18 protein-coding genes are annotated in these 17,480 nt (G+C 46.7%); 12 read left to right on the top strand and 6 right to left on the bottom strand.

Features of this window, described 5'->3' with window-relative positions; translation table 11 throughout:
- The first annotated feature begins 137 nt into the window (after positions 1-137).
- The 3 genes from ccpC to GBH70_RS15105 all read left to right on the top strand — a co-directional run bounded on the left by ccpC (position 138) and on the right by GBH70_RS15105 (position 3,062).
- On the top strand, positions 138-1,028 hold the full coding sequence (ccpC, locus tag GBH70_RS15115) for a transcriptional regulator CcpC (RefSeq protein WP_151681807.1): 891 nt from the start codon (positions 138-140) through the stop codon (positions 1,026-1,028).
- A 73-nt stretch (positions 1,029-1,101) separates the two neighbouring features.
- Complete coding sequence (dapD, locus tag GBH70_RS15110; RefSeq protein ID WP_151681806.1) at positions 1,102-1,812, top strand: 2,3,4,5-tetrahydropyridine-2,6-dicarboxylate N-acetyltransferase; 711 nt, start codon at positions 1,102-1,104, stop codon at positions 1,810-1,812.
- A gap of 134 nt (positions 1,813-1,946) precedes the next feature.
- Positions 1,947-3,062, top strand: a complete 1,116-nt coding sequence (locus tag GBH70_RS15105; RefSeq protein WP_151681805.1) for an N-acetyldiaminopimelate deacetylase — start codon at positions 1,947-1,949, stop codon at positions 3,060-3,062.
- 112 nt (positions 3,063-3,174) lie between these two features.
- On the opposite strand, the gene GBH70_RS15100 is transcribed toward GBH70_RS15105, so the two are convergent.
- The 5 genes from GBH70_RS15100 to GBH70_RS15085 all read right to left on the bottom strand — a co-directional run bounded on the left by GBH70_RS15100 (position 3,175) and on the right by GBH70_RS15085 (position 6,426).
- Complete coding sequence (locus tag GBH70_RS15100; RefSeq protein WP_308690647.1) at positions 3,175-3,768, bottom strand: mechanosensitive ion channel family protein; 594 nt, start codon at positions 3,766-3,768, stop codon at positions 3,175-3,177.
- Positions 3,769-3,773: 5 nt separating this feature from the next.
- Positions 3,774-3,986 (bottom strand): hypothetical protein, encoded by a 213-nt coding sequence (locus GBH70_RS17710; protein WP_308697083.1) that lies wholly within the window; start codon positions 3,984-3,986, stop codon positions 3,774-3,776.
- Between the two features lie 182 nt (positions 3,987-4,168).
- Positions 4,169-4,303, bottom strand: a complete 135-nt coding sequence (gene yhfH, locus GBH70_RS15095) for a protein YhfH (RefSeq protein ID WP_151681804.1) — start codon at positions 4,301-4,303, stop codon at positions 4,169-4,171.
- A gap of 244 nt (positions 4,304-4,547) precedes the next feature.
- A complete protein-coding gene (gene rnjA, locus GBH70_RS15090) occupies positions 4,548-6,215 on the bottom strand; it encodes a ribonuclease J1 (RefSeq protein WP_151681803.1) in 1,668 nt (555 codons plus the stop codon).
- Between the two features lie 4 nt (positions 6,216-6,219).
- Positions 6,220-6,426: a DNA-dependent RNA polymerase subunit epsilon gene (locus GBH70_RS15085; protein WP_151681802.1), complete on the bottom strand. Its 207-nt coding sequence runs from the start codon at positions 6,424-6,426 to the stop codon at positions 6,220-6,222.
- A gap of 512 nt (positions 6,427-6,938) precedes the next feature.
- Between GBH70_RS15085 and GBH70_RS15080 the strand changes: the two genes are divergently transcribed.
- From GBH70_RS15080 to GBH70_RS15050, 7 genes are all read left to right on the top strand, one after another.
- Positions 6,939-7,709: a Cof-type HAD-IIB family hydrolase gene (locus GBH70_RS15080; protein WP_151681801.1), complete on the top strand. Its 771-nt coding sequence runs from the start codon at positions 6,939-6,941 to the stop codon at positions 7,707-7,709.
- 529 nt (positions 7,710-8,238) lie between these two features.
- Positions 8,239-9,345, top strand: coding sequence for a pyruvate dehydrogenase (acetyl-transferring) E1 component subunit alpha (gene pdhA / locus GBH70_RS15075; protein ID WP_151681800.1), 1,107 nt, complete (start codon positions 8,239-8,241; stop codon positions 9,343-9,345).
- Positions 9,346-9,348: 3 nt separating this feature from the next.
- Entirely contained in the window at positions 9,349-10,326 is a 978-nt protein-coding gene (locus tag GBH70_RS15070; RefSeq protein WP_151681799.1) for an alpha-ketoacid dehydrogenase subunit beta, read from the top strand.
- A 58-nt stretch (positions 10,327-10,384) separates the two neighbouring features.
- Positions 10,385-11,662 (top strand): dihydrolipoamide acetyltransferase family protein, encoded by a 1,278-nt coding sequence (locus GBH70_RS15065; RefSeq protein ID WP_151681798.1) that lies wholly within the window; start codon positions 10,385-10,387, stop codon positions 11,660-11,662.
- A 4-nt stretch (positions 11,663-11,666) separates the two neighbouring features.
- Complete coding sequence (gene lpdA / locus GBH70_RS15060; RefSeq protein ID WP_151681797.1) at positions 11,667-13,079, top strand: dihydrolipoyl dehydrogenase; 1,413 nt, start codon at positions 11,667-11,669, stop codon at positions 13,077-13,079.
- A gap of 138 nt (positions 13,080-13,217) precedes the next feature.
- Entirely contained in the window at positions 13,218-13,484 is a 267-nt protein-coding gene (locus GBH70_RS15055) for a hypothetical protein (RefSeq protein ID WP_371862183.1), read from the top strand.
- 156 nt (positions 13,485-13,640) lie between these two features.
- Positions 13,641-13,772 carry a GapA-binding peptide SR1P gene (locus GBH70_RS15050; protein WP_151681796.1) on the top strand — a complete coding sequence of 44 codons (132 nt, stop codon included), beginning with the start codon at positions 13,641-13,643 and terminating at the stop codon, positions 13,770-13,772.
- A 118-nt stretch (positions 13,773-13,890) separates the two neighbouring features.
- Here GBH70_RS15050 and GBH70_RS15045 read toward each other — a convergent pair whose 3' ends face one another.
- A complete protein-coding gene (locus GBH70_RS15045; protein ID WP_151681795.1) occupies positions 13,891-15,360 on the bottom strand; it encodes an aminotransferase class I/II-fold pyridoxal phosphate-dependent enzyme in 1,470 nt (489 codons plus the stop codon).
- A gap of 159 nt (positions 15,361-15,519) precedes the next feature.
- On the opposite strand from GBH70_RS15045, the gene GBH70_RS15040 reads away from it, so the two are divergent.
- Positions 15,520-16,497: an NAD(P)H-dependent flavin oxidoreductase gene (locus GBH70_RS15040; protein ID WP_151681794.1), complete on the top strand. Its 978-nt coding sequence runs from the start codon at positions 15,520-15,522 to the stop codon at positions 16,495-16,497.
- Positions 16,498-16,510: 13 nt separating this feature from the next.
- Positions 16,511-16,780: a UPF0223 family protein gene (locus tag GBH70_RS15035; RefSeq protein ID WP_151681793.1), complete on the top strand. Its 270-nt coding sequence runs from the start codon at positions 16,511-16,513 to the stop codon at positions 16,778-16,780.
- Positions 16,781-17,480: the final 700 nt, after the last annotated feature.

Genomic DNA, 17,480 nt, shown 5'->3' with positions numbered 1-17,480 from the left:
ACGAAGCGCGGTAGCCGAAAGTGTACCCGATGTTTAAACAGTGTCGAGAAAAACTTGACACATACCGGTTTCTTTTTTTATTCGCAAATCCGGGCAGTTTTTTTGTATAATATAAGAAAAACTTATTGAGGTTTATTATGTCTTTTTCAGAATTTCAATTATTATCCGTTTTGGCCCAGGAATTGAATATGAGAAAAGCGGCTGAACGCCTGTTTGTATCGCAGCCGGCCCTTTCGCAAAGGCTGCAGTCAATTGAAAAACAATGGGGTGCGCAATTATTCCTTCGGACGCAAAAAGGGCTGGTGGTTACCCCTGCAGGAGAGATCGTGATCCAACTTGCCAACGAAATTTTGGAAAAGGAAGAAAAGGTGAGGGAAGCGATCCGCACGCTCGATTCAAAAGTACACGGGACGTTGAAAATTGCCTGTGCCACAATTGTCGGGCAAAACTGGCTGCCAAAAGTGCTGAAAAAATTCGTCGAAAAATACCCTTATGCGAAAATTTCTTTAATAACGGGCTGGAGCAGTGAAATTTTGAGATCCATTTACGAAGATGAAGTCCATATCGGGATTGTACGCGGCTTGAACGATTGGAAGAGCTCGAAGATCCATCTGTTTGAGGATCCGCTTTATTTGGTTGATAGGGAGATCGATTCGCTCGAAGAGGTTCCCGCGGCAGATCGCCCGTTTATCCAATTCAAAAGCGATTCAAACTATTATCAGGAAATTATGGACTGGTGGCACCGCGAGTTTCAAACCTCACCGAAGCAGACCATTGTTGTCGACCAGATTGAAACGTGCAAGCAAATGGTTTTTAACGGCATCGGGTATGCCATTCTCCCTGCCATCACACTAAACGGGGCGGAAATCCGGCATTTGCATAAAATTCCGCTGCAGGGGGAACACGGGGAACCATTAAAGCGCGATACGTGGCTGCTTGGCTATGACGCCGCTTTTGAATTGAAGCAGGTCCGCGCATTTGTGGAAGTTGTGGAGGAATATATTGCGGCGCGGCCCCATATCCTTTAAAATTTAAAATATGTGCAAAACAGGGCAGTGGAAAAGTTTTGCAGGAGAAAACGTCATGTAAGGAGGCATACATATGGAAATGATGGATGCATATGAAATTATTTCTTTACTTGGGAACAGTAAAAAAACAACCCCTGTCAAGGTATATATAAAAGGGAATGTGGAAGGGGTTGATTTTGGAAAATCATCCCATGTGTTCTCAAACGGTGGCATGGCTGTCGTGTTCGGTGAATGGCAGGAGATTTCAGCCGCTTTGGAAGCAAACAAAGATAAAATCGAAGACTATGTAGTGGAAAATGACCGCCGCAATTCAGCGTTTCCGCTGCTGGATTTAAAAGGGCTCAATGCCCGTATTGAACCTGGCGCCATTATCCGTGACCATGTCGAAATCGGCAATAATGTTGTCATTATGATGGGAGCCGTGATCAATATCGGTGCTGTCATCGGGGATGGTACAATGATTGATATGAACGCTGTTTTGGGCGGCCGTGCGACAGTCGGCAAAAACTGCCATGTCGGTGCCGGTGCTGTGCTTGCAGGGGTGATTGAACCGCCATCCGCAAACCCGGTTATCATTGAAGACGATGTGCTGATTGGGGCAAATGCCGTTATTCTTGAAGGCATTACGGTCGGAAAAGGTTCCGTCGTTGCCGCGGGGGCGGTTGTGACACGGGACGTGCCGCCAAATACAATGGTTGCAGGTATTCCGGCAAAGGTCATTAAAGAAATTGATGAAAAAACGAAATCAAAAACCGAAATCATGAAGGAACTTAGAAACTTATAACCAAAAGGGCCGGTGCCGGGGAAAGGGGCGCCCGGCCTTTTTTCGATAAACTTACATACCGGACGTTGCTGCGGTGATCAGTGGGGGAATTCCGGATCACCCGCAGTAAGCCGGTGCATAAGGAAGGGCTGAACATGGAAACGAATCTCATTCAAATCAGGCGTGATCTGCACCGCATTCCTGAACTTGGATATCAGGAATTTAAAACGCAGCAGTACATACTCGATTTTGTGTCGCATCTGCCGCAGGAACGCCTTACAGTTAAAACATGGAAAACCGGTGTGCTTGTGAAAGTAAAAGGGACAGCCGCGAAAAAACTGATCGGCTACCGGACCGATATTGACGGACTACCGATACAAGAAGAGACGGGCTTTTCTTTCCAATCCGAGCATGAAGGGAGGATGCATGCGTGCGGGCACGATTTTCACATGACGATTGCACTCGGCATTTTAACTTATTTTGCAAACCATCCGGCCCAGGATGATCTGCTCTTTATTTTCCAGCCGGCGGAAGAAGGGCCTGGCGGTGCGGAAACGATGTTGAAAGAAGTATTGATTGGAGACTGGCGCCCTGACCTTATCATGGCGCTCCATGCCGCCCCCGAATATCCGGCCGGGACGGTTGCCGTAAAAGAAGGGTTGTTGTTTGCCAATACGTCCGAGCTTTATATTGATTTGGAAGGAAAGGGGGGGCATGCGGCATACCCGCAGCATACGAAGGACATGGTTGTTGCGGCCGCATATCTTGTCACCCAGCTGCAATCGATTATTTCACGGAATATTGATCCGCTCGACAGCGCCGTCATTACGATCGGGAAAATCACCGGCGGCTCAGTCCAAAACGCCATTGCGGAATATGCGCGGCTTGAAGGGACGATCCGCACGTTATCAAGTGAAGCAATGGAAAAGGTAAAACGGAGGATTGAAACGATCACAAACGGACTGGCAGCTGCATTTGAATGCCAAGCGCGTATTGATTACGGCTGCAATTATTATCAGGTGTTCAACCATGCCGATGAGACCGCCCGTTTTATGGATTTTGTGCGCACTTACAAAGGCGCCCGCCTGCATGAATGCGGGGAAGCATTAACCGGCGAGGATTTCGGCTATATGCTGAAAGAAATACCCGGTTTCATGTTTTGGCTCGGGGTTGGCTCCCCTTATGGGCTCCACCATGCAAAATTTGCGCCGGATGAATGCGCACTGCAGATGGCTGTTGATTTAATGGTGGATTATATTTTAACATTATGAGAAAATCTGCAAAAAATCTTTTGTACGATATCCACGATATAAATTTTCAATGTCGGAAATGAATCATAAAACAAGGGACTGACCCCGTATTTGCAGGATAAGCAATACGGGGTCAGGCCTCTTTCATTCTTCCGTTCCGGATATCGGCGATTGCTTTCCGCAGCAGCCGTTCCACATCCCATTGCTTGCCGTTTTTCGTTTTGGCGATGACACGGATGACAGCATCTTTCCCGTCAAATGACTGTACGCCCAATACGTTTGGCCCTTCGACAATATCCGGATGGTTTTCGGCAGCTTTGCTGCATGCCTCCTGGATTTTTGTGATCATTTCATCGGTATTTTCTTCCTGACCGACCTTAATATCGACAAGCGCCCGCATGTTGCCGCGCGAATGGTTGCTGATGTTTGTGATCTGTCGGTTCGGGATGAAATGCAGTATGCCGTCAAAGTCGCGCAGCTGTGTCGTGCGCAGGCCGATTTGTTCGACGATGCCGGAATAATTGCCTGCCGTCACATAATCATCGACTTCGAGCTGTTTTTCTAAAATCAGGAAAAAGCCGGTTACAATGTCGCTGACAAGCCCTTGGGCACCGAAGCCGACTGCAAGGCCGACAATGCTCGCGCCTGCCAAAATGGCCGTTACATCGATCCCGATCATTTTCAGCGCGGTGACGGCAAAAATAAAGTATAGTACATAAAAAAGCATGTTTTTTAACAAACTCTCCAATGTTTTGCCCGGTTTGCCGAGACCTGCCTGTTTCTTTGATACTGCAAAAATGTCGTATGAATGACTTTTTTGCCAATGCTTTTCACAATCAAAAATAAAAAATACAGCAGGACGAGCTTCACGCAAATATAGCCGATCTGGATCAGCAGCGTGATCCAGTAATTCCAATCTGTTAAATGATTAAGCAATGCGTCCATGCATCCCCCTCCTTTTAAAATGCTTCTCCATTAATATTGAATGCTTTTCATTTTCTATACCTCTATTGACTAGCATAATAATTGCGGGCATGGAAAATATCCGAATGCATGGGGGACGCAAAAAAAAAAGAAGGGAGGCATCCCTTCTCTTTTATGATATGGAGGCTGGAGGAGTGATTCGTTTATTCTTCTTTTTTGGAAAGGCAGTGCTCGCATTCCATCATGTACGATTCGGCCTGTTCCTCGATCGGCTGGCCGCATTCAGGGCATTGTTTTGCAGGCAGGGTTTTGAAAAATTCAACTGGGCTCATCATCATTTTTCATGCATCTCCTTTAATATTTTGGGAAACACAGGCTGTTATAAAACATTTACGGCGGCGGAACAACAGCCGGGCCCATGCCGGTTCCGCAGAAGTGATGTTTTATAACAATAGATTATTTCCCCTTCTGTTATAATACAGTATATACCTCAAAAGATGTTTTGTACAGTGTTTTTTGTGAAAAAATAAAAATTTTTGCTTTACAATAAAAAAGCGCGGATACCCGCGCTTTTTTTCTTCCTCAAACTTCCATGATGATTGGCATAATCATCGGCCGGCGTTTCGTTTTTTCATACAAAAACGGTGCCAGCGTTTCGGTGATTTCGTTTTTGATTTCGGTCCACTGTGTTGTTTTCCGTTCCATCACTTTATTTAAATGCTTCGTAATGATCGATTGTGCTTCGTTGATTAAGTCGCCCGATTCCCGCATATATACAAATCCCCTTGAGATAATATCCGGGCCTGATGCAATTTTAAATTCATTCATGTTAATGGCAACAACGACAATTACAAGTCCTTCTTCTGAAAGGATGCGGCGGTCGCGCAGGACGATGTTTCCAATGTCGCCGATGCCGCTCCCGTCGATGTAGACGGAACCGGACGGGATTTTTCCGGCGACCTGTGCAGTGTCATGGCTTAATGCCAGTACTTCGCCGTTATCCATAATGAAGCAGTTTTCTTCCGGTACGCCGCAGTCATTGGCAAGCTTTGCATGCATCCGCAGCATCCGGTATTCGCCGTGGATCGGCATGAAAAATTTCGGCTTAATCAGGCGAAGCATTAATTTCTGCTCTTCCTGGCCGCCGTGTCCGGATGTATGGACATTGTTCAACGGGCCGCTAATGACATCAGCGCCGGCGCGGTACAGCAAATTAATCGTCCGGTTAATGCTCGTTGTATTCCCCGGGATCGGCGATGAGGAGAATACAACCGTATCGCCCGGCTGGATCTGGATCTGCCTGTGTGTGCCGTTTGCAATTCTCGATAAAGCCGCCATCGGTTCGCCCTGTGTCCCTGTACAGAGAATTGTCACCTGATTGGCCGGCAGGCGGTTCAATTGCTGCGCGTCAATGAAAGTATCTTTCGGGGCACGGATATAGCCGAGCTCATGCCCGATTTCAATCGCGGCTTCCATGCTGCGCCCGAATACGGCAATTTTCCTGCCTGCCATGATGGCTGCTTCCGTTACTTGCTGCAGCCGGTGGATGTTGGATGCAAAGGTTGCGAAAATAATCCTGCCGTCCACTTTGCGGAAAATATCCTGGATGCTTTCGCCGACCCGCCGTTCCGACATCGTAAAATGCGGTACTTCGCTGTTTGTGCTGTCGGACAGGAGACAGAGAACGCCTTCTTTCCCGATTTCGGCCATCTTTGTTAAATTGGCCGGCTCCCCGACCGGTGTAAAATCAAACTTAAAGTCGCCGGTATGCACAATATTGCCGGGCGGCGTTTTGACAACAATCCCGTAAGAGTCCGGGATACTGTGTGTCGTACGGAAAAAGGTGACGGACGTTTTCCGGAACTTGATGACGTCGTCTTCTTTGATTTCGATCAATTTTGCCTGGCGGAGAAGACCGTGCTCCTCCAATTTGTTCCTGATCAGCCCGAGCGCGAGTTTTCCGCCGTAGATCGGGATATTGACTTGGCGGAGCAAATACGGTATGCCGCCGATATGGTCCTCATGCCCGTGCGTGATAAACAGCCCTTTGATTTTGTCCACATTCTTGACAAGATACGTGTAATCCGGTATGACATAGTCAATTCCCAATAGTTCATCTTCCGGAAATTTAATGCCTGCATCAATTAAAATAATTTCGTCCTGGAATTGTACGCCATAAGTGTTTTTGCCGATTTCACCCAGTCCGCCGAGGGCGAAAACCGCTGCCTGGTCGTTTTTAACAAATTTCATACAGTTACTCCACTAATTTAAAATTTTCCTGCTGTTTTTCATATTCGAGATATTTGCCTTCAAGCAGCTGGATATACTCGATATTGATTTGGCGGTCTTTCAGTTTTTGGCGTACTTCCCTTTCCGAATCCGCTTCAATATAGAAGGATTTCGTGTTTTCCCGGACAGGCACTTCTTCCGGATTTTCCTGATAGTACACTTTGTAAATCATTTTTTATCTCTCCTTGCTCCGTTGTCAATTGTAACTTTTTCTATTATATAAAAATCCAAGCACTTATCACAACTTTTTCATGCCGATTTTTTTCGGCAAAGAATAATCCCTCTCGTGGCAAGAGGGATTCCAGAGTTTAAGCAATTAACTTTTTGCGCAGCATATCTTTCCACTGTTTTAAAAGCTTCTTCTTTAGCTTTTTTAACATTGTGGATCAACTCCCTACTTCTATTGTAATATTTATTTGAGTAATGTAAAGGCGCCCGGCTCATCTTGTCCTATATTATATGTAGGAAAGTGCGGAATTCTCACGGAAAAATTTGACAAATTCAAGGTATTTTCCGCAAAATCAAAGCACGCAATTTACAGGTACCGTGCAATCATGTTAACATGAATGTGTATTTCTATCTTATAGAAAATGATGCGCAATCCGCTTTGTGCATCTTGATTTTCTGTGCCCAGCCGTAATAAGGCCAGTAGAAAAAGTTTGTTGTTCGGATTGGAGATTGGAAATGAGTAAAATTGTCTTTTTTGATATTGACGGTACTTTGCTGGACCATGAAAAAAATATCCCGGATTCCACAAAAAAAGCAGTGGAGCTTTTAAAGGAAAATGGCATTTATGTTGCGATCGCGACCGGGCGCGCTCCTTTTATGGTCGAAAATGTCCGCAAAATGCTCGGGATCGATTCATTTGTCAGTTTTAACGGCTCATATGTCGTATTTGAAAATAAAGTCATTTATAAAAACCCGCTTCATGAAGCAAAGGAGAAGGAACTGGCGGATCTTGCGGCTTCCCGTGGCACGCCACTTGTTTTTATGAACGAAAAAACGATGAAAGCAAGCGTGAAATTCCATCCGTATATTCAGGAAAGCCTCGCAACTATGAAATATACGCATCCGGATTTTGATCCGTCCTTTCATTTGCGCCATGAGACTTACCAGGATCTTCTGTTTTGCAAAGAGGAAGAGCAGAAAATATATGAGGAGCGTTTTCCGGAATTCCGCTTTGTCCGCTGGCACCCGTATTCGATGGATGTCGTGCCGGAAGGGGGATCGAAAGCGGAAGGCATCCGGCAGCTTTTGTCCAAACTCGGTTTTCAGCTGGAAGATGCTTTTGCTTTCGGCGACGGGCTGAATGATGTGGAAATGATCCAGGCCGTCGGCACAGGTGTAGCCATGGGCAATGCCGTTGATGCAGTAAAAGCGCATGCCGACCTCATTACGAAAGATGTGGCGGAAGGCGGCGTTTATTATGGATTGAAAGAACTAGGGCTGATTTAAAAAATTGCACCTAATCAGGGTGCAATTTTTTTACATGGGATTGGAGCGGATTTATTTTGCATGTGCAATCGATTCCAGGGAAGATGTTTAAACCCTTCAAAGCATGATAAAGGATTCTTGCGAAAATTGGCAGATTTTGCAGATGATTTTGCAACAACCGGAGGCAACCACCAAAGCCCGTAGCCTGGGAATCCTTTGGTGCCAATGGATGTGCTTTTATAATACAGGTAAATAAATCGACTAGTACAATTTCATTTTCAATGTGCTGCTTGTTATATTAGAATAATATTACGACAAAGAAGCATTTATAATTGACGCTTTTCTATTTTTAATGTACTCTATATATGTTGAATATAGTGTTGTATTAATCATATTGGTTTTTCCATTAATACAGCACTAAATTCTGCTGCTGCAAAATGATTGCGGTTACTTGTGGAAATTGTCATTTTCTGCAGTATAAACAAATTTTTTGGAACAATACAAAGTTTCCCCCATATACGGCAAATAAAAGAAAGGATTGGTGAATGGGATGGCTCCACATACAGCGATTGACGAAGTAAATGCGCTCCATGAAATCGAAGCACGGTTTGATACGGTCCAAATCTTGAATGAAGAAGGAAAAATTGTAAACGATTCCTTGATGCCGGGCTTAACGGATGATGAGCTCCAGGAAATCATGCGGAGAATGGTATATACGCGCATCCTCGACCAGCGCTCCGTTTCGTTAAACCGGCAGGGCCGGCTCGGATTTTACGCGCCGACAGCCGGTCAGGAAGCATCACAAATTGCTTCGCATTTCGCCCTTGAAAAAGATGACTTTATCTTGCCGGGATACCGCGATGTGCCGCAGCTCATTTGGCACGGTCTTCCACTTGAACAGGCATTTTTATGGTCGCGCGGTCATGTGGACGGCATGAAAGGGATTGAAAAATTAAATATCCTGCCGCCGCAGATCATCATCGGTGCCCAGTACGTACAGACAGCCGGCGTGGCGCTCGGCATCAAAAAACGCGGTAAAAAGAGCGTAGCCATTACGTATACAGGCGACGGCGGATCTTCCCAGGGCGACTTTTATGAAGGCATTAACTTTGCAGGCGCCTTTAAAGCCCCGGCCATTTTTGTCGTCCAAAACAACCAGTTTGCGATTTCGACACCTCGATCCTTACAAACGGCCGCCAAGACGCTTGCGCAAAAAGCGGTTGCTGCCGGTATTCCGGGCGTTGCAGTCGACGGCATGGATCCGCTTGCTGTATACGCAGCTGTAAAACGCGCGCGCGAACGTGCCGTAAACGGAGAAGGGCCATCCCTGATTGAAACGATCTGCTACCGCTTCGGCCCGCATACGATGAGCGGGGACGACCCTACGCGCTACCGTACCGAGGATCTTGATAATGAATGGGCGAAAAAAGATCCGCTTGTCCGCTTCCGCAAGTTTTTGGAAGAGAGAAACTTATGGAGCAACGAGAAAGAAAACGAAACGATCGAGCAGGCGAAGGAAGATATTAAAGCCGCCATCAAGAAAGCGGACAGCGCGCCTAAACAGAAAGTTACGGATTTAATTTCCGTCATGTACGAAGAACTTCCGTACACATTAAAGGAACAATACGAATTTTACAAAGTAAAGGAGTCGAGATAACCCATGGCCCAATTGACGATGATACAGGCAATTACGGACGCGTTGCGGACCGAATTGAAAAATGATGAGAATGTGTTGGTATTCGGCGAAGATGTCGGCGTAAACGGAGGCGTTTTCCGGGCGACGGAAGGGCTGCAGAAGGAATTCGGTGCCGACCGCGTTATCGATACGCCGCTGGCTGAGTCCGGCATCAACGGGCTGGCCATCGGGCTCGCGCTCCAAGGTTACCGCCCGGTCCCCGAAATCCAGTTTTTCGGTTTTGTATTTGAAACAATGGATTCCATCCACGGCCAAATGGCAAGGTACCGGTTCCGGACCGGCGGGGATTTGAAAATGCCGATTACGATCCGCGCTCCTTTCGGTGGGGGTGTACATACGCCTGAAATGCACGCGGACAGCCTGGAAGGATTAATGGCGCAGACGCCTGGGATTAAAGTTGTGATCCCATCCACTCCTTACGATGCGAAAGGGTTGCTCATCTCCGCGATCCGCGACAATGATCCGGTCGTTTTCCTTGAACATATGAAACTGTACCGCTCGTTCCGCCAGGAGGTACCTGAAGAAGAATATACCATTCCGATCGGAAAAGCGGATATTAAACGCGAAGGAAAAGACATTTCGATCATCGCATATGGTGCAATGGTGCATGAATCATTAAAAGCGGCGGATGAATTGGAAAAAGAAGGCTATTCCGCTGAAGTGGTCGACCTCCGCACCGTCAGCCCGCTCGATGTTGAAACGATTGTGGCATCAGTGGAAAAAACAAACCGCGCCATTGTCGTGCAGGAAGCGCAAAAGCAGGCAGGCGTTGCCGCAAATGTTGTTGCGGAAATCAACGAACGCGCGATTTTGAGCCTGGAAGCGCCGGTATTGCGTGTAACGGCGCCTGACACCGTTTATCCTTTCTCGCAGGCGGAAGGCGTTTGGATCCCGACTCATAAGGATATTTTAGAAAAAGCAAAAGAAGTTTTAACATTCTAAGCGCAATTCAGCCGCACCATGAAATGCGGTACATTTCCAATAAAGGAGCGTGAACACCTTGTCATTTGAATTCAGATTGCCGGATATCGGAGAAGGTATCCATGAAGGCGAAATCGTTAAATGGTTCATTAAACCGGGCGACAAAGTTTCCGAAGATGATGTACTTTGCGAAGTGCAAAATGACAAATCAGTTGTTGAAATTCCTTCGCCTGTTGAAGGAACGGTTGAAGAAATCCTTGTGGAAGAAGGGACGGTCGCTGTGGTCGGCGACGTGCTCGTAAAATTTGATGCGCCGGGATATGAAAATCTCCAATTTAAAGGGGACCACGGGCAGGAACAAAAACAGGAAGGACCTGCTGCTGAACCCAAACAGGAACCTGCTGAAGCGGAAAAACCGGCAGTGGGCAAAAAAGAAGGGGAACAGCCGGATCCTGGCCGCCGTGTGATTGCGATGCCGTCCGTGCGCAAATATGCGCGTGAAAAAGGCGTGGATATCAGGCTTGTGAACGGCTCGGGAAAAAACGGCCGCGTGCTCCGAGAAGATATCGATGCTTATGTGGTTGGTTCCACACATCCGGAAGCCGCCACGGAAAAAGCGGCTGCACATGCAGAAAGCGTTGTGCCTGAAGGGGAATTCCCGGAAACGCGCGAACCGTTGAGCGGTATCCGCAGAGCGATTGCAAAAGCAATGGTCAACTCGAAACATACCGCACCTCACGTTACGTTAATGGATGATGTTGATGTTACCGCTTTGGTTGCGCACCGCAAGAAATTCAAGGAAATTGCAGCGGAAAAAGGTATCAAGCTGACTTTCCTGCCGTATGTCGTAAAAGCATTGGTCAGTGCGCTGCGTGAGTATCCGGTATTAAATACATCGATTGATGACGAAACAAATGAAATTATCCATAAACATTATTACAATATCGGGATTGCCGCCGATACGGAACGCGGTTTGCTTGTTCCGGTCGTAAAACATGCCGACCGCAAATCGATATTTGCGATCTCGAAAGAAATCAATGCGCTGGCCGAAAAGGCACGTGAAGGGAAGCTTGCCCCGAATGAAATGAAAGGCGCTTCCATCACAATCTCCAATATTGGTTCTGCGGGCGGGCAATGGTTTACGCCTGTCATCAACCACCCTGAAGTGGCGATTTTAGGAATCGGCCGCATTGCAGAAAAACCGGTTGTCAAAAATGGCGAAATTGTTGCGGCACCTGTACTGGCGCTGTCGCTGAGTTTTGACCACCGTATGATTGACGGTGCAACCGCACAAAATGCGTTAAACCATATTAAACATTTGTTGCATGATCCAGAACTATTATTAATGGAGGCGTAATCTGATGGTTGTAGGAGACTTTCCAATTGAAACCGACACAATCGTAATAGGAGCGGGGCCCGGCGGATATGTCGCGGCGATCCGAGCGGCGCAGCTCGGTCAAAAAGTGACAATCGTCGAAAAGCAATTTATCGGCGGAGTTTGCTTAAATGTTGGGTGTATTCCATCGAAGGCGCTTATTTCTGCGGCGCACCGTTATGAATATGCAACGGAATCCGATTCCCTCGGCATTTCGGCGGAGAATGTTAAAGTTAATTTCGGGAAAGTGCAGGAATGGAAATCCGGTGTCGTCAAGAAATTAACCGGCGGCGTAGAGAGCCTGTTAAAAGGGAACAAAATTGATATTGTCCGCGGCGAAGCCTATTTTGTGGATGACCATACGCTTCGGGTCATGGACGAAAAATCGGCCCAAACGTACACGTTTAAAAATGCGATTTTGGCAACGGGTTCCCGTCCGATTGAACTGCCGACATTCAAATATTCGGAACGGGTTATCGATTCAACGGGCGCTTTAAACTTGAAAGAGATCCCGGAAAAACTCGTCATTATCGGCGGTGGCGTGATCGGCATGGAGCTTGGGACGGCCTATGCGAAATTTGGGACAAAAGTTACGATTTTGGAAGGCGCTAAGGATATTATCGGCGGCGCATTTGAAAAACAAATGACTTCGCTTGTCGTGCGCAAGCTGAAAAACAGGGGCGTCGATATCATAACGGAAGCAATGGCCAAAGGCGTCGAGGACAATGAAAACGGCGTTGTCGTTACTTATGAGGCAGAAGGCGAAGAACATAAAGTTGAGGGCGATTATGTACTCGTGACAGTCGGCCGCCGTCCGAATACGGATGAACTCGGTCTTGAACAGCTGAACATTAAAATGAACCAAAGGGGCATCATTGAAATCGACAAGCAATGCCGGACAAGCGTGCCGAATATTTATGCGATCGGCGACATTGTCCCTGGCCCGCAGCTTGCCCATAAAGCTTCGTACGAAGGGAAAATTGCGGCGGAAGCGATTGCCGGAAAACCGTCAGAAATCGATTATTTGGGCATTCCGGTCATTGTCTTCTCGGATCCTGAACTTGCAACCGTCGGCTATACGGAACTACAAGCGAAAGAGGAAGGCATTGATTATGTGGCTGCCAAGTTCCCGTACGGTGCAAACGGGCGTGCGCTTGCGCTTGAAGCAGGGGAAGGTTTTGTCAAACTGATTACGCGCAAAGAAGATGGGCTTTTGATCGGCGGGCAAATCGTTGGGGTCAGCGCTTCTGATATCATTTCGGAAATCGGCCTGGCCATTGAAGCCGGTATGACGGCAGAAGACATTGCCCTGACGATCCATGCACACCCGACATTAGGGGAAATAACGATGGAAGCGGCAGAAGTGGCGCTCGGCACCCCAATCCATATTTTAAAATAAAAAAGATTTTCAGTTTCAAAGGTTTAATGCCTGGAGGTTACAGGTCCGTCAGGCATTAAACCTTTTTCTTTTACGGTTTGAAGAGGGTAAGTGGGGCATACCATAAATAAACATACATATCCATATAATGAAAAAATCATGGCACAGAATCCGGGTGAGACGATGAAGATTTACGCGGCATTTTTATTCCAGGTGATCATTTGGAGCGGCTTTACTTTGGCGGAGTGGCTTTCGGAGCGGGATCCGTTTATTTTTAAAATCGCTATGTTCGCGGTATTTTTTTATCTTGCTTTTTTAATGGCAAAACATATTGTTAAATCAGTACGCACTACATGTATGGTAACTGCTTTGAGTTTGTCCGCGTACGGGCTGCTGCAGCTTTTTCTAATACCGCTCATTTTTTGAGATCGTGGTCCCTTGCCGGTATAAATTGTTTGTGTTTTTAATTGTATAACATATATATTTAATGTGATATACAAAAAAGGCTTGATTTTTTATTTAGTGTATAATAATATAATGATAGAAACGGTTACAAGTTCTACAAAGGGGAGGAATCATTGGATGGGAATCATTGTTTGCCAATCATGCGATGCAACAATTGATCATGTTGAAGACGAAAAAGTAACAGTTCTTTATTCAACATGTGAACATTGCCAGCATGAAAAAGAAAAATTCGTATCAGAACTTGACTAATTTCTTCCATAAACGTCCATTTTCTCTCGGCCGGCTACTTATCTAGCCGTCTTTTTTTGTTTTACTGATAAATGCAGGCGAAAGCGAGATGCCTCTGCCTGCATTAATTAAGCGCAATTTACTGGATTGCCTGGTGTTCTTTAATGACTTTGATCGTCTTTAATGTATCGTCTTCCGGCCCCTGTACGGGCAGTCCGGCTTCAATATTTTTCTGAATGTAAGCGATGTTTTCTTCCGTAATGATCTCGCCCGGAATAAAAATCGGAATGCCCGGCGGATAAACCATTACAAATTCCGCAATGATCCTGCCCGCCGAATCGGAAAGCGGGACGAATTCCGTGTCTGCATAAAAGGCGTCACGCGGAGTCAAGGCAAGCGAAGGAATCTCAGGCAGCAGTACTTTTACATCCACTTTGCCTGACAAATGTGCAAATGTATCCGACAAGTCCTGCAAAGCTTTCACAAGCAGATCCAGTTCCGTTTCTGTATCTCCCGGCGTCACAATGCAGAGAATGTTGTACAGGTCGGATAGTTCCACTTCAATATGGTACACTTCACGCAGCCATTTTTCGGCATCATGACCGGTGATCCCCAGATCTTTGACAGAGATTATCAATTTCGTCGGATCATAATCATACGTTGCTTTCGTCCCTAAAATTTCGCTTCCGACACAGTATAGATGGTCGATGTCGTTGATCCTCCGTCGTGTTTTTTGTGCCAGGCGGGTTGTCTCTTTAATGAGTATCTCACCTTCCGTCGCGAGCCTTTTTCTGGCGACATCTAGAGAAGCGAGTAAAATGTAGGAGGTCGATGTCGTCGTCAGCATACTGAAAATGCTTTGCACACGGTTTTTTGAAACGAGCCCTTCCTTCATGTTTAATATCGAACTTTGCGTAAGCGACCCGCCAAGTTTATGGACGCTTGTCGCGGACATATCGGCACCGGCCTGCATGGCGGAAAGCGGCAGTTCGTCATCAAAATGGATATGGACGCCGTGCGCTTCATCGACCAAAACCGGCACATGATAAGTATGGGCAATGTCGACAATCCCTTTTAAATCAGCCGAAATGCCGTAATACGTCGGGTTTATCACGAGGACGGCTTTCGCATCCGGGTTCTGCTGCAGCGCTTTGGAAACGGCTTCCGGGGTAATCCCGTGCGAAATTCCGAGGACCGGATCAACTTCCGGATGGACAAATACGGGAACCGCGCCGGAAAAAACAATTGCAGACATGACGGATTTATGGACGTTGCGGGGTACAATAATTTTATCGCCCGGGCCGCACACGCTCATCACCATAGTCATGATTGCGCCGCTTGTTCCTTGTACGGAGAAAAATGTATAGTCGGCGCCGAATGCTTCCGCGGCAAGTTCCTGCGCCTTTTTAATGATGCCGTGTGGCTGATGGAGATCATCCAACGGCTCTATATTGATTAAATCCAATTTTAAAACATTATCCCCGACAAACCGGCGGAAATCGGGATCGATCCCGCTTCCTGATTTATGGCCAGGAATGTGGAATTGAAAAGGATTGCGTTTAATATGCAGAAGCAAACCGGTATATAACGGCGTGTCATATTGTGACAATTGTTTTCTCCACCTCTTTATCTCATTCGCATGCTTTTGAATAAAACAAAAAGAATTATAGCATCCTGAACGGGGTTTTTAAATAGTTTTTCTTTTAGAAAGGAAAATAAACGCCATTCATCGAAAACGAAAAGTGAATAAACACTGGGAGGGCTTAAAATGGAATGGAACACGCGTGTGACGGAACTATTGAATATCCGCTATCCGATTATTCAGGGTGGTTTGGCTTATTTGGCTTATGCGGATCTGGCGGCGGCTGTATCCAATGCCGGGGGGCTCGGACAGATTACGGCAATGTCCCTGCCGTCGCCAGAAGCGTTACGGAAAGAGATCCGAAAAGTCCGTGGGTTGACGGGGCACCCGTTTGGGGTAAATTTTGCAATTGGGCAGCACGGGCGGCAGTACCGGGAATTTCTCGATGTTGCCGTCGAAGAAAAAGTCCCGGTATTGTCGGTGACAGGCGGGAATCCCGCGCCGTTTTTTGAATATTTAGAGGGGTACGATGCGAAAAAGCTCGTGCTCGTCGCATCCAAAAGGCAGGCGCAGAAAGCGGAACAATTGGGGGCTGATGCCGTGATCGCCGTCGGGCAGGAAGGGGGTGGGCATATCGGGCGCGATGATACCGGAACGATTGTGCTCGTGCCGCAGGTGGTGGATGCGGTAACGATCCCTGTTATTGCGTCGGGTGGCATTGGGGACGGAAGGGGATTAATGGCCGCGCTCAGCCTCGGGGCGGAAGGCGTGAAAATGGGTACAAGATGGATTGCAACGAAAGAATGTGTGCACGCTTCCCCACTGTACAAAGATTGCCTTGTCCACGGCAGCGAAACGGATACGGTGGTCATCAAAAGATCGCTCGGCGCTCCGGGTCGTGCCCTGAAAAATGAATGGACCGCGGAAATTTTAAGGCGTGAGGCGGAGCGTGCGGATTATGAACAGTTGAAAGATATGATTAGCGGTTCGGCGAATAAAGCGTTTATCTATGAGGGGAAGATAAACGAAGGATTCGGCTGGGCCGGACAGGTGATGGGACTGATCCATGAGATCCCGTCCGTCCGCGGGCTGGTCGATGGAATAATTGAAGAAGCGGAAGGCATTCGTGTAAAATGGAGCGGGAGCAAGGCACTACGGGAATAGAAAGGTGGATTGGATGGAATATCAATATCCGATTTCAATGGACTGGTCTACGCAGGAAGTGATCGATGTCATTCAATTTTTCGAAGCGGTTGAAAAAGCGTATGAAAAAGGGGTGGAACGGGAGGTGCTGCTTGAAAGGTACCGCCGTTTTAAGAAAATTGTCCCCGGAAAGGCTGATGAGCGGAATGTATGCAATCAATTTGAAGAAGCAAGCGGCTATTCCCCTTACCGTACAGTGAAGAAAATGAAAGAAGAGCAGTCTCCCGTAATTAAAGTACGGTAAAAAGGGCGGGGCTGTCCCAAAAGGCGGTAATCTGGCTGAAGGGGCGCCCCTTTCTTTGTGAAAAAATTATTATCGTTGGTTGTTGATGATCGCGAAATTCACTTGCTTTCCGCACGCGTCGCGAGCCTCCTCGCTTGTTCCTCACGTCACTCGCTGCGGGGTCTCTTCTTGCTCGCTTTTCCCGCAGGAGTCTCGTAAATTTCGCGATCATCAACGTTCAATAGGCGAAATAAGTGCAAAAAAAACCGCCTTTTCCATTATAATGTAGGTGTCGAACAAACATTGAATGGAGGCGGCTTTTTTGAGTAACTATTCAGCTACTTTTATTGATTGTAACATGGGACAACTCATTCTTCCAATGGATTTCAGTGACATGATTCCAAAAGGCCATGTAGCCCGCGTTGTTAATGATATGGTAAATCAAATCAGCGATGATATCCTGACAATAAGAAGGGGCTTTTTATACGAAAATGTTCTCGTGTGGCTAAAAAGCAAAAAAGGGAGAGGGATCCTTAAAGGAACTCCTTTCCTTTTTTTGGAATTACGGTGTTTTTGGTTCTAGACTTACTTTATATCCTTTAGATTCAATGTTTTTGATCCAGTATTTTATTTTCCTTTCTGTTTGTTCTTCTGCATATTCCCAACCTAATTCTTCATAAGGTATCTTGTATTTTAAAATATGGTATATTATTCTTAAAAT

The organism is Weizmannia acidilactici, assembly GCF_008974225.1.
GTDB classification, from domain to species: Bacteria; Bacillota; Bacilli; order Bacillales; family Bacillaceae_C; genus Weizmannia; species Weizmannia acidilactici.
The sequence above is the reverse complement of the archived record's forward strand: the minus strand, read 5'-3'. Positions and strand labels throughout refer to the sequence as shown.